Genomic DNA, 12,579 nt, shown 5'->3' on the forward strand with positions numbered 1-12,579 from the left:
ACGACAATAGACCTGCTACCTGTAACCGGAGCGCTATTGACGGGGGAACTATAAACCATCAACAGAAACCGGAAATAGTTGAAAAAGTTAGATAAACTGATTATTAAAGCATTTATTGGCCCGTTTGTGGCCACTTTTTTCATTACCCTTTTTGTACTGGTAATGCAGTTTTTCTGGCTTTGGATCGATGACTTTGTAGGCAAGGGACTGGATGCCTTTACCATTTTAAAATTCATCTGGTACCAAAGTGCCGTACTGATTCCCCTGGCCCTTCCCCTGGCGGTGTTGCTTTCTTCGCTGATGACCTTTGGAAACCTGGGCGAAAGCTTTGAGCTGGTAGCCATAAAATCCTCCGGTATTTCGCTTCTACGGTTTATGCGGCCACTGGTAGGGGTAACCCTCCTGATCAGTTTCTGCGCTTTTCTCTTTGCCAACTATGTAATTCCCGTGGCACAGCTGAAATCGCGTACCCTGCTGGCAGATATTGTACTGGCTAAACCGGCATTTGATATTAAGGAAGGCGTATTCTATGACAAACTGGATCGTTTTGCCATTAAGATCGGGAAAAAGGAAAAGGACGACAGTACGATCCGCGACCTGATCGTTTTTGAAAATAACTACGGATCCCTGCAGGACAACTTTATCATTGCAAAAAACGGCACCATGAAGCCTTCGCCCGACAAGCGCTTCCTGGATATCGTTTTCAGGGATGGATGGCGCTACCAGGAACGGGGCAGCCGGACAGATTCGGCTACAGAATACATCCGCCTGGGTTTTAAAGAATATAAAATGCAGTTGGACATCAGTGCATTTAACTTTAAATCTTCCAGCGACAGCAATAACCGGAACAACGAGCGGGTATTGAGTATGCGGCAGCTGGATAAGGCGCTGGATTCCATGACCAAGTATACCAGTATGGAAGTAGAACGCTATCAAAACAGCCTGGTAAATACATTCAGCCTGCTGCAGTATCGCGACAGCGTAACCAAGGGCATTACGATTCCCGACTCGATCCTGAATTTTAAGAAAAATAAAGACGCATTTTTAGGACTGTCCGTTACAGGAAAAGCAAAAGCCAGCCTCCTGCCGCCGCCGGCAAAGGCCGATACCGCATCAAAGAAAAAGGAAACTGTAAAAACTCCTGTGGCCAGGAAGCGACGGAAAACGAAAGCTCCGAAATACAAGCGACTGCATTTTGCCATCGACACCCTTAAAATAGCCGATACGTCGCAAAAGACGGCCATTGTAAAAGCAGACTCATCAAAAAAAGCAGCCGGCGACAGCGGAACCGCAAAAAAAGACACAGCCAAAAAGAGCATCAAACCCCAAAAAAAGAACGCCAATGTCTTTATGGCCTTTTTACCGGATAGTGCTTTGTCTAATGTAAAAGAACGTGCCAATGGTACCATCACCGTGGTAAAAGACAATGCCAACATGAACCTGACCAGTATCCAGGAACAGGAAAAGAACATTCGCCGTTATAAGATCGAATGGCATAAAAAAATTGTGCTGGCCCTGGCCTGCTTCCTGATGTTCATGATCGGGGCGCCATTAGGGTCCATTATCCGTAAAGGTGGACTGGGTACTCCCATGATCTTTGCCATTATCTTCTTCCTGATTTTTTATTTTTCATCCAATACCGGGGAAAAGATGGCCAAGGAAGGAAGCCTTACACCTTTTTCAGGAATGTGGCTGTCTACTTTCATCTTAGCTCCCATCGGTGCATTCCTTACCTATAAGGCCATGCACGATTCAAACCTCTTCAATAAAGAATTTTATCACCGCCTGAAACGTAAAATACAGGGCTATATCCGTTCCAGGAAAAACCGTGGCAACGCGAACCGGAAAACCGCATAATCGGATCACAATGACAACGCAAAGCTCCCGGCAAAACCTGAAAATCCAGAAATGGGTGGCCGCAGTATCTTTACTCTTGCTCATCGTAAAATCGATTGCCTATTTCTCTACGCATTCGGTGGCGATCCTTACCGATGCATTGGAAAGTATTGCCAATGTGGCGGCAGGATTTATCGGGCTTTACAGCCTTTACCTGGCCGCACAACCGCGGGATGAAAACCATCCTTATGGCCATGGAAAAGCAGAGTTCTTATCTGCTGCGGTAGAGGGCACGCTTATTGGCATTGCCGGCCTCGTGGTGCTTTATAAAGCCATTGACCAGCTGATACATCCGCAGCCTCTGGACAAACTGGACCTGGGCATTATACTGGTGGCAGCTACAGCTATTGTCAATTATGCGCTGGGCAGCATCTGCATCGCCACCGGCAAAAAAAATCATTCCATTGCGCTGGAAGTCAGCGGCAGGCATCTTCATACCGATACCTATTCTACCATAGCCGTGATTATTGGGTTGGTCCTTGTATTTTTTACAAAGATCTTTTGGCTGGATTCCGTTGTGGCCCTCCTGCTCACCATATTGCTCCTGCGCACCTCCTACACCATCCTGCGGCGCTCCATTGCCGGTATTATGGATGAAGCTGATCAGCAACTATTACAGGAAATGATTGCGTACCTGAATAAAAACAGGGCCCAGAACTGGGTAGATCTGCATAATTTCAGAGTGATCAAATACGGAAGTGTATTGCATATCGATTGTCATTTAACGGTACCCTGGTACCTGAATGTGGCGGAAGCGCATCTTGAAATTGACCAGCTGGCCGCACTGATCCGGAACGAATATGGCGAAGCGGTAGAATTCTTCGTACACTCCGATGGATGTAAATACTTTCAATGTACCCTATGCGCTAAACAAGACTGCCCGGTGCGACAGGCTCCCTTTGAAAAAACCATCCCATGGAACCTGGAGAATGTACTTCAAAATCAGCGTCACCGGTTAAAAGCCCGGAATTAGTATCAGCGGGCATGAGCAAGGCATTCTAAATATTCAAAAACGCTGAAAATAAATACGGTGGCAACGGTTGAACCTGTTAGCTTTTCAACCAATAGTTCCTTAACTTTATAACCGAACATTTGTTATTCATATATGCTCACAAAAAAATCACAATATGCCTTTAAGGCACTGAGCTACCTGGCTGATAAACAGCAGGACGGCCCCGTGCTCATTTCCGAGATCTCAAAAAAGAAACGGATCCCTTTAAAATTCCTGGAAAATATCCTGCTGGAACTTCGCAAAGCCGGCATCCTGGAAAGCAAAAAGGGAAAGGGCGGTGGTTACTTCTTTAAAAAAAATCCGGCTGATGTAAAAATGGCAACGATCATCCGGCTGATCGATGGCCCCATTTCCATGTTACCCTGCGTAAGCCTGTACTTTTACGAGCGCTGTAAAAACTGCGACGAAAAACATTGCGGACTGCATGATGTAATGCGGCAGGTACGGGATGTAACCCTTGAAGTATTAGAGAGCCGTACCCTCGCCGACCTGAAGGATTAGAGCCGGTTCGATTCGATTTCTTTTAACAGGTATGCAGAAATCATTTTGCTTGCAAGCGTCTTCATTTGGCATTTATTAATGCATAGAAATAAAAGATCCATCATCCTTATAACTCAGAAAGGCTGGCCCTGCATGGACCAGCCTTTCTGTAAATGATTTTTGTACGATTGTTATTTGGACATTTTAAAATATTGCATTACTGCATCGTAATTTTTATAGTCCACATTCTTTACAGCCACCGCATTGATGCTGCCGGGTATGATCACATACCGGTATTGTAACAGGGTGGAAAGATTAACACTGTTGCTATTGTCATGCGTAAAGCGCGTAACGCATATCTTTCCGTTCATGGGTATATAGTTGATCGTATTGGGTTTGCCGCCTGCATTCGATGTATAGGGTAGCACAAAAGTTCCACCTCCAAAGGTAAAATATACCTGTATGGAAGCATTGCCTAGAACAGCCGATGTGATATCCGCGGCCGCAATGTATCCTGCTTTAACATTGGTGTTGTCAATTACACTGTCATTAAAACTCGTCGCATATTTCCAGCCGGAGTAAATAACGTTAGCCGTACCGGGATCTCCTTTCGGTCCTACCAATGTAACGGGTACGCCCCAGCCGGCCACTGTTTTAGGGCCAAACAGGTTATAGGTAGCTTTATCAAGGTAATAATCGCCAACCACTCCGATACCAGGGGCAGGAATTCCTGTACCGGACAAAATAGTATTGCCGTTTGTACCATTGGTGCCGTTTATTCCGTTTACGCCGTTTGTTCCATTCGTACCATTTATACCATTGGTTCCGTTTGTTCCATTGGTTCCATTGGTTCCTGCGGCCCCGGTTGCACCTGTGGCCCCCGTTGCTCCTGTAGCTCCTGTAGCTCCTGTAGCTCCGGTTGCACCGGTTGCTCCTGTGGCTCCGGTTGCGCCAATAACTCCTGCAGCACCTGTGAGGCCGGCAGGCCCTCTTAAGTTAAGCGGGCTTCCCCAACCCGCGGCTGCCTTGGGGCCATAAAGATTTGAGGTAGCAATATCCAGGTAAAAATCACCTGTTTGCCCAACAGTCGTTGCAGGCACTCCGCTTCCGCTAAGAATCTGACTTCCATTGGGGCCCGTCATGCCCTGTGTTCCGGTGGCCCCGGCAGGACCTTGAGCACCGGAGGGCCCGGCCGGTCCGGTATCACCCTTTTTACAGGCCACAGCCATTAAGATGATCAACCCAAGTAATAATAAATTTGTACGCATCGTTTAAATTTTTACGTTTATAAATAAAAATGGATGCTTCAAAAATATTACGGCGGGCTACCGTTCCTTTCAGGAATTCCCCTCCTTTTTTATCGTATAAATACGGTATATATATACTGCAGAAAGAAGAAGCAAGGACGATTACGATTTTAAACACTCTAAAACCAATGCCGGTTGTTCAGCATTTTTTATTCTGTAACTTTAGGCCCATTGTACTTATCTAAATATAACAACCAATGAACGAAGACTTAAATATGAGAAAAACAACCGAGAAAGAAGATTACACCCACTCGCTGCTGACGCGGGAATCAAAATGGTGGAAAAAAATGCTGAATGTGCAATATCCCTACAAAAGAAATATTATTGGTCTGCACCCGGGGTTTGTGTTGGATATTGGTTGCGGACTGGGCCGGAACCTGCTGCATTTAAACGGCAATGGGATCGGGATCGACCATAATGAAACATCCGTTAAGGAATGCCGCGCTCGTGGACTGAACGCGTTTACGAACACTGAATTTGAAAAAACAGCTTATTATAAGCCCGGCACCTTTGATTCTATTTTATTAGCGCATGTAGCAGAGCATATGGGCGTAGCGCCGGCGGCTGCGTTGTTAAGGCAATACCTTCCCCTGCTCAAAGAAAATGGAAAAATCATCGTAATTACACCACAGGAAGCCGGTTACCGGTCAGACGATACGCATGTAGAATTCATTAACTTTTATAAGGTACAGGAAATTTTTAAACAGCTGGGGTACCGGCCGGTGAAGCAATATTCCTTTCCCTTTCCCAGGGCCATCGGCAATATGTTTAAATACAATGAATTCATCAGTATTGGCGAAAGAGTTTGATCAACAGTGGTCTGTGGTCAGTGGTCAGTTTTCAGTTATCAGATGCTGCCGTCGCATCCTGGAATTGGTTCTTGGGAACTTGTTTTTTGATATTTGGTGCTTTTGAGTCTCAGTCTTCAGACGATACTGCACGTTTGTTGTCCCCGGATTTCGACTATTTTTCCCGTTTTCACTATTTTTTACACTTTCATTCCAATATTTTATCGTACCTTGCAAACCACCCTATTAGTCTACTTGATTAGTAGGTTTATAAAAGAGCTATTTTATCACATAAAAACTGTTTAAAATTATGTCATTAAGATTAGGAGATACTGCCCCGGATTTTACCGCGCAGTCTACTGAAGGAGAAATCAAGTTTCATGAATACCTGGGTGATTCCTGGGGTGTTTTATTTTCGCATCCTGCAGACTATACACCTGTTTGCACCACAGAACTGGGAAAAACAGCATTGCTGAAAGGAGAATTCGAAAAACGTGGTGTAAAAGCGCTGGCAGTAAGCGTTGACCCGCTGGATTCGCACCTGGGCTGGAAAAATGACATCAATGAAACACAAAATGTATCGGTTGATTTCCCCATCCTGGCAGACCCTGAAAAAAATATCGCCACCCTTTATGATATGATCCATCCGAATGCTTCTGAAAAGGCAACAGTGCGTTCCCTGTTCATCATCGGACCCGATAAAAAAGTAAAACTGATCATTACGTACCCTGCTTCAACCGGCCGTAACTTCCAGGAAGTACTGCGTGTGATCGACTCCCTGCAGCTGACAGCCAACCACAGTGTGGCTACTCCCGCAGACTGGAAGCATGGTGAAGATGTGATTGTGGTTCCATCCATCAGCACAGCAGATGCCATTCAGAAATTTCCTAAAGGTGTAACTGAGGTAAAACCTTACCTGCGTTATACACCACAACCGAATATTTAATTTTTAGTTTATCGTTTATGGTTTATAGCCGGAATCAACTATAAACCATAAACGATAGACGATAAACAATAAACGTGTTTACAGAAGAACAAATACAGGAAATAGAGAACGCTTCAACAGCGGAGGCATTAAAACTGGTAACTGCACAGTTTCCGGTAGAAACCGTTTTTTCCACCTCGCTGGGCCAGGAAGACCAGGTAATAACCGAAATGATCGCAACCGAAAAACTTCCGGTGCGGATCTTTACACTGGATACCGGGCGCCTGTTTTATGAGCATTACGATTTGTTAGAAAAAACCAATGCCCGCTATAAAATAAATATAGATGTTCGCTTCCCCGAGGCTTCGGATGTGGAATCCTATGTAAAAACAAACGGGGTTAATGGGTTCTATGAATCGGTTGAAAACCGGAAAGCCTGCTGTTTCATCCGGAAAGTAAAGCCGCTCAATCGCGCACTTGAGGGAGCAAAGGTTTGGATCACCGGGCTCAGAAGCGAGCAATCGGATAACCGGAAAGACATGAAAATGATCGAATGGGATGCGGACCGCGGTCTTTATAAATTTAACCCGCTGATCCGCTGGAGTTATGATGAAATGATCGAATACATCCGCCAAAAAAACATACCGTACAATCCGCTGCACGACAAAGGATTTGTCAGCATCGGCTGTGCTCCCTGTACCCGGGCAATTGAGCCGGGTGAGGATCCCAGGGCCGGCAGATGGTGGTGGGAGGTTTCGCACAAAGAGTGCGGACTGCACGTACACCAATAAACGGGATCCAAAGCGCCAACCTTTAAAAAACCATTTTGATTGTTAAAAAAATCCGCGCAGGCGGGTCTGTATAAAAAGAACGTATGGGTGAGTACACATTAGATTACCTTGAGCAGCTTGAGGCTGAAAGTATTTACATTTTCAGGGAAGTAGCCGCACAATTTGAAAAACCGGCCCTGCTTTTCAGCGGCGGTAAAGATTCCATAACGCTGGTACAACTGGCAAAAAAAGCATTTGCGCCCGGAAAGATCCCCTTTCCGCTCGTGCACATCGATACCGGTCATAACTTTCCGGAAGCACTCGCCTATCGCGATGCCCTCGCTAAAGAAGTAGGCGCCGAACTGATCGTACGCAAAGTAGAAGACACCATTAAGCAAAAACACCTTACGGAACCTAAGGGCAAATTTGCCAGCCGCAACTGGCTGCAGATCCATACCCTGCTGGATACGATTGAAGAATTTAAATTCGATGCCTGCATCGGAGGTGCCCGCCGTGATGAGGAAAAGGCCCGCGCAAAAGAGCGTATCTTTTCTGTAAGAGATGAATTTGGACAGTGGGAACCCAAACTGCAGCGCCCCGAACTTTGGAACATCTATAACGGCCGGATCCATAAAGGCGAAAATGTACGGGTATTCCCCATCAGCAACTGGACGGAGCTGGATGTGTGGAACTATATCAAAAAAGAGGAGATTCCTCTTCCCTCTATCTACTTTGCGCATGAACGCGAAGTACTGGAGCACGAAGGACAGCTGATCGCCGTTTCAGACTACATCACCATCGATGAAACCGATATTATTTCCACAAAAAAAGTACGCTATCGCACCGTAGGAGATATGACCTGTACCGCGGCTGTAGAATCCAGTGCCACTACACTGGACGAAGTAGTAAACGAGATCATGGCTACCCGTATCTCCGAAAGAGGAGAAACCCGGATTGATGATAAGGTAACGGAAGCCGCGATGGAAGACCGCAAGAAAGGCGGGTATTTTTAGTTGAAAAGTTTACAGGTTAAAAGGTTTACAAGGCCTCCTTATCAGCTTTTAAACTTATCAACATGTTAACTTAAAAAAAACAACCATGGCTTATCAAAGTTTTGAAGATTTGGAAGTCTGGAAACAAGCCAGGGCATTAAAGAAAGAAATTTTAGTTCTTGTTAAAAATTTTCCTGAAGAAGAAAAATAGATTTTGCGTGGTAGCCAGGGGATCATTAAGTGAAACATTAAATCATCTGATTGATGCTTTAGATGAGGAATTTATTACAGCAAATGAATTAGAAAAATATAGAAACAAAATCACAGACGTTGAAAAGTTACTAAATGGGTATATCGCTTACCTGGAACGGAAGGCCAAAGAGAAGTGAAGGGTGACAGACTGGTTAACAAGTTCACAAGGCAGACCACCCCTTTTCAACCTTTCAACTTATCAACTTTTAAACACAAGAAACATATCAACGAAACATGGATATACTAAGATTCATAACTGCCGGTAGTGTAGACGACGGCAAAAGCACATTGATCGGCCGGCTGTTGTATGATAGCAAAAGCATTCTGGTAGATCAGCTGGAAGCGCTGGAAAAACAATCAAAGAATAAAAATGCCGACGGTATCGACCTGGCATTACTCACCGACGGTTTAAGAGCCGAAAGGGAGCAGGGGATCACCATTGACGTAGCCTATCGCTATTTCTCTACCCCAAAACGGAAATTCATCATTGCCGATGCTCCGGGCCACGTACAGTATACCCGTAACATGATCACAGGAGCTTCCAACTCCAGCCTGATCATCATCCTCATTGATGCTCGTGCCGGTGTTATTGAACAAACCCGTCGCCACTCGATTATCGCATCTCTGTTGAAAATGCCCCATGTGGTGGTAGCCATCAACAAAATGGACCTGGTCGGTTTTTCTGAAGAGCGGTTCAACGAAATCAAAGCCGATTATGAAAAAGTAGCGGCACAATTGAATCTCGAAAACGTTACCTACGTTCCGATTTCAGCGCTCCTCGGCGATAACATTGTAGACCATTCCGAAACCATGTCCTGGTACACCGGCCCTTCATTGCTGGAGTTCCTGGAAGCCGTTGAAGTAGCTTCCGATATTAACCACACAGATCCCCGTTTCCAGGTGCAATATGTGATCCGCCCGCAAACGGCCGAATTACATGATTACCGGGGTTATGCCGGACAGATCATCAGTGGAGTCTATAAGGTTGGTGATAAAATAAAGATCCTGCCTGCGGGCATCGACTCTACCATTAGCAAAATCGAAGTGGGTGGTAAAGAAGTGAACGAGGCATTTGCCCCCCAGGCAGCCGTATTGCATATTGCAGACGACATTGATATCAGCCGTGGTGATACCTTCGCTCATATCGACAACCTGCCCAAAGTAGCGAACGAAATTGAAGTGGTGCTCTGCTGGCTCGACAATAAACCCCTGATACAGGGCAACAAATATTTTCTTCAGCACAAAGGGCGTTTGCTCAAAACCGTTGTACGGGAAGTGGCTTATAAACTTGACGTAAATACCCTGGAACGTATACCCGCCGAAGACGGTGTAAAGCTCAATGAAGTGGTACATGCAACCATCAAAACCGCGGCACCGTTGGTATACGATGATTTTGCTACGTTAAGCGACTACGGCAACGCCATCCTGGTAGATGAAACCAGCAACAGCACGGTAGCAGCAGTTTTACTCAATTAATTCAAACGGTGCCCGGGTATACCGGCGCATCGTCGTTCTTATTAAGTCTACTTTTTAAGTAGATTATAAAAAACAACAGATGCTTCTTCAACATACATCATCCGTAAAAAAACAGCCCTTGAAGTGTACCGGCAAAGTGATCCTTGCCGGCGCCGGGCCAGGTGATCCGGATCTGATTACAGTAAAAGCCGCCGATGCCTTACGGAAAGCAGACGTAGTGTTGGCCGACCGGCTGGTCAGCGATGTGATCCTGCACCGCTATGTAACGTCCACGGCTGAGATCGTATATGTAGGAAAAGAATGCAGCAAAAAACGCTCTGTGCCGCAACAAACCATTAATGAACTGCTGGTACATTATGCCACACAGGGAAAACTGGTGGTACGGCTTAAGGGCGGCGACGCTTCCATCTTTTCCAATATCCTGGATGAGCTGCAAACCCTTACGCAACATTCCATTTCCTACGAAATCATTCCCGGTGTAACCGCGGCGCTCGGCGCAGCCGCCTATTCGGGGATGCCGCTAACGGCCCGGGGTTATGCCACTGCCGTGCGGTTTCTTACCTATTATAAATCGGACGTGGTTACCGATGCGTATTGGAAAGAGCTGGCCACTACCGAAGATACCCTGGTATTTTATATGTCGTCCGGCACGCTGGACCAGGTGGTACAGAAACTAACACAGTTTGGCATCGCAAAGGAAAAGCAACTGGCCGTTATTGAACAGGCCACCACCTGTTTTCAACAGGTACATACCTGCAGCCTTTACGATTATACCAACACCCTGAAAGGCGCGGTACTGGCCTCTCCCAGCCTGGTAGTAGTAGGCAAGGTAGTAGCGCTGCACCAACAGTTCCGGTGGCTGGAAAACAGCAACAGCCGGCAGTTATACTTTAGCCCGGTTACTGAAGAAATGATCAATGTTCATCAACAAAATAATTTAAAACATGCTATCTGACGCAAAATTGGGAGCCATCAAAAGTCTCACCCCCACACTTTCGCGGGACGAATTGCTTTGGGCAAGCGGCTACTTTGCCGGGCTTGCACAGGGCATTGCCGGCGGGCAGGAGACTGCTGTAGCTGCACCGGCCGCAGTTAAAAAAATATCACTGGTATACGGAACAGAAACCGGGAATGCCAAAAAACTGGCCACACAGCTGGCGGCCATCGCCAAAAAGAAAGGTATCACGGTGAAACTGACCGGGCTGGATCAATACCGCTTTGCTGATCTTTCCAAGGAAGAATACTTCTTTGTAGTGATCAGCACACAGGGTGAAGGCGAACCACCCCTGCTGGCCAAAAAATTCTATGATCACATTCATGAAAACCAGCTCAACCTGGGCAAACTCAAATTTGGCGTACTGGCATTAGGCGATAGCTCCTATCCGGAATTTTGTAAAACCGGGGAAGACGTGGATGCCCGCCTGGAGGCCCTGGGAGCCCATCGTGTACTGCCCTTAAAGAAATGTGATGTGGAGTATGAGGAAGACGCCCTGCACTGGCTGGATAATGTGGCGGCAGCCCTGCAGTCAACTGCAAGTGCGCCGGCTGCGGCCCTTCCCGCAGCGCCCAAAGCTACGGGCAAAAAATATTACATGGGCCAGGTGATCACCAATATCAATCTCAATGACAGGGGTTCAAACAAGCAAACCTTTCATATTGAGATCACCACCGATGAGCCCATCGATTATCAGCCGGGAGATGCCCTGGGCATCGTGCCGTCTAACAAACAAAGCATGATCAATAAGATCCTGGGCATTACCGGGATCGATCCGGATAAGGAGATCCAGACAGAGAAAGTAACCGCACCCGTGCGCGACCTGCTGAGCCAGCATCTGAATATTTGCTACCTCCTAAAATCAACGGTTAAGAAGTTTGCGGAGCTTACCAACCAGCAGATCCCCGATACACGCATGAGCCTGTACGATCTGCTGCGCATTTACCCGGTAAAGGATGCCGCGCAGTTTGAAGACGTGATCAAGATATTAACCGCACAGTCGCCCCGGCTCTATTCCATTTCTTCCTCACCCAATGCACATGGAGAAAACGAAATTCACATTACCGTTTCCAAGAACCAGTTTACGGTAGAAGATGAAGAACGTTATGGCGTTTGCAGTGAGTTTCTTTCGGACCTGGATGAAGGCCATGAAATTGAATTTTATATACAAAAGGCAAAACACTTTAAACTTCCGGAAGAGGCCAGCGATGTTATCATGATTGGCCCCGGTACCGGCGTGGCCCCCTTCCGTTCTTTTCTTGCAGAGCGGGATGCCACAGGTGCCAGCGGCCGCAACTGGTTGTTCTTCGGTGAACAGCATTTTGTAACCGACTTTTTATACCAGACCGAAATTCAAAGCTACCTGGAAACGGGTGTATTGAACAACCTGGACCTGGCGTTTTCCAGAGATACCGATCAAAAGATCTATGTACAGCACCGGGTGAAAGAAAAAGGCGCAGAACTGCTGGAATGGCTGAACAACGGCGCACACCTGTATATATGCGGAGCAAAAGACCCTATGTGTAAAGATGTGGAGAATACTTTTGTAGAACTGTTTAAAGCAAAAGGAAAATCAGAAGAAGAAGCCCGCAACTACCTCGTTCAGCTCGAGGAGGAAGGACGATATTCAAAGGATGTATATTAGTTAATAAAATTTATCGTTTGTGGTTTATGATTTATGGTTGGC

At 46.3% G+C, this 12,579-nt stretch carries 13 protein-coding genes; 12 read left to right on the forward strand and 1 reads right to left on the reverse strand.

Annotated elements, in window-relative coordinates:
* Positions 1–78: 78 nt before the first annotated feature.
* From Q1V85_RS20405 to Q1V85_RS20415, 3 genes are all read left to right on the forward strand, one after another.
* A complete protein-coding gene (locus Q1V85_RS20405) occupies positions 79–1,857 on the forward strand; it encodes an LptF/LptG family permease (RefSeq protein WP_300602473.1) in 1,779 nt (592 codons plus the stop codon).
* A gap of 10 nt (positions 1,858–1,867) precedes the next feature.
* Positions 1,868–2,869 carry a cation diffusion facilitator family transporter gene (locus Q1V85_RS20410; RefSeq protein ID WP_300602476.1) on the forward strand — a complete coding sequence of 334 codons (1,002 nt, stop codon included), beginning with the start codon at positions 1,868–1,870 and terminating at the stop codon, positions 2,867–2,869.
* A gap of 132 nt (positions 2,870–3,001) precedes the next feature.
* The gene (locus Q1V85_RS20415) at positions 3,002–3,409 is read left to right on the forward strand and encodes an Rrf2 family transcriptional regulator (protein ID WP_300602478.1); all 408 of its coding nucleotides are present in this window, start codon (positions 3,002–3,004) and stop codon (positions 3,407–3,409) included.
* A 170-nt stretch (positions 3,410–3,579) separates the two neighbouring features.
* On the opposite strand, the gene Q1V85_RS20420 is transcribed toward Q1V85_RS20415, so the two are convergent.
* Positions 3,580–4,656, reverse strand: coding sequence for a hypothetical protein (locus Q1V85_RS20420; protein WP_300602481.1), 1,077 nt, complete (start codon positions 4,654–4,656; stop codon positions 3,580–3,582).
* A 254-nt stretch (positions 4,657–4,910) separates the two neighbouring features.
* On the opposite strand from Q1V85_RS20420, the gene Q1V85_RS20425 reads away from it, so the two are divergent.
* The 9 genes from Q1V85_RS20425 to Q1V85_RS20465 all read left to right on the forward strand — a co-directional run bounded on the left by Q1V85_RS20425 (position 4,911) and on the right by Q1V85_RS20465 (position 12,537).
* Positions 4,911–5,504, forward strand: a complete 594-nt coding sequence (locus tag Q1V85_RS20425) for a class I SAM-dependent methyltransferase (RefSeq protein WP_300602484.1) — start codon at positions 4,911–4,913, stop codon at positions 5,502–5,504.
* Between the two features lie 289 nt (positions 5,505–5,793).
* Entirely contained in the window at positions 5,794–6,429 is a 636-nt protein-coding gene (locus Q1V85_RS20430) for a peroxiredoxin (protein ID WP_300602486.1), read from the forward strand.
* Between the two features lie 74 nt (positions 6,430–6,503).
* Complete coding sequence (locus tag Q1V85_RS20435) at positions 6,504–7,199, forward strand: phosphoadenylyl-sulfate reductase (protein ID WP_300602489.1); 696 nt, start codon at positions 6,504–6,506, stop codon at positions 7,197–7,199.
* An 83-nt stretch (positions 7,200–7,282) separates the two neighbouring features.
* On the forward strand, positions 7,283–8,191 hold the full coding sequence (gene cysD, locus Q1V85_RS20440) for a sulfate adenylyltransferase subunit CysD (RefSeq protein WP_300602492.1): 909 nt from the start codon (positions 7,283–7,285) through the stop codon (positions 8,189–8,191).
* Between the two features lie 85 nt (positions 8,192–8,276).
* Positions 8,277–8,381 (forward strand): four helix bundle protein, encoded by a 105-nt coding sequence (locus Q1V85_RS20445; RefSeq protein WP_300602495.1) that lies wholly within the window; start codon positions 8,277–8,279, stop codon positions 8,379–8,381.
* A gap of 7 nt (positions 8,382–8,388) precedes the next feature.
* Positions 8,389–8,559, forward strand: coding sequence for a four helix bundle protein (locus Q1V85_RS20450; RefSeq protein ID WP_300602498.1), 171 nt, complete (start codon positions 8,389–8,391; stop codon positions 8,557–8,559).
* A 97-nt stretch (positions 8,560–8,656) separates the two neighbouring features.
* Positions 8,657–9,898, forward strand: coding sequence for a GTP-binding protein (locus Q1V85_RS20455; RefSeq protein ID WP_300602500.1), 1,242 nt, complete (start codon positions 8,657–8,659; stop codon positions 9,896–9,898).
* Positions 9,899–9,977: 79 nt separating this feature from the next.
* The gene (gene cobA / locus Q1V85_RS20460; RefSeq protein WP_300602503.1) at positions 9,978–10,853 is read left to right on the forward strand and encodes a uroporphyrinogen-III C-methyltransferase; all 876 of its coding nucleotides are present in this window, start codon (positions 9,978–9,980) and stop codon (positions 10,851–10,853) included.
* Entirely contained in the window at positions 10,843–12,537 is a 1,695-nt protein-coding gene (locus tag Q1V85_RS20465) for a flavodoxin domain-containing protein (RefSeq protein WP_300602505.1), read from the forward strand. Before cobA ends, Q1V85_RS20465 begins: the two co-directional genes overlap by 11 nt.
* Positions 12,538–12,579: the final 42 nt, after the last annotated feature.

The organism is Niabella sp. (assembly GCF_030150205.1).
Taxonomy (GTDB): Bacteria; Bacteroidota; Bacteroidia; order Chitinophagales; family Chitinophagaceae; genus Niabella.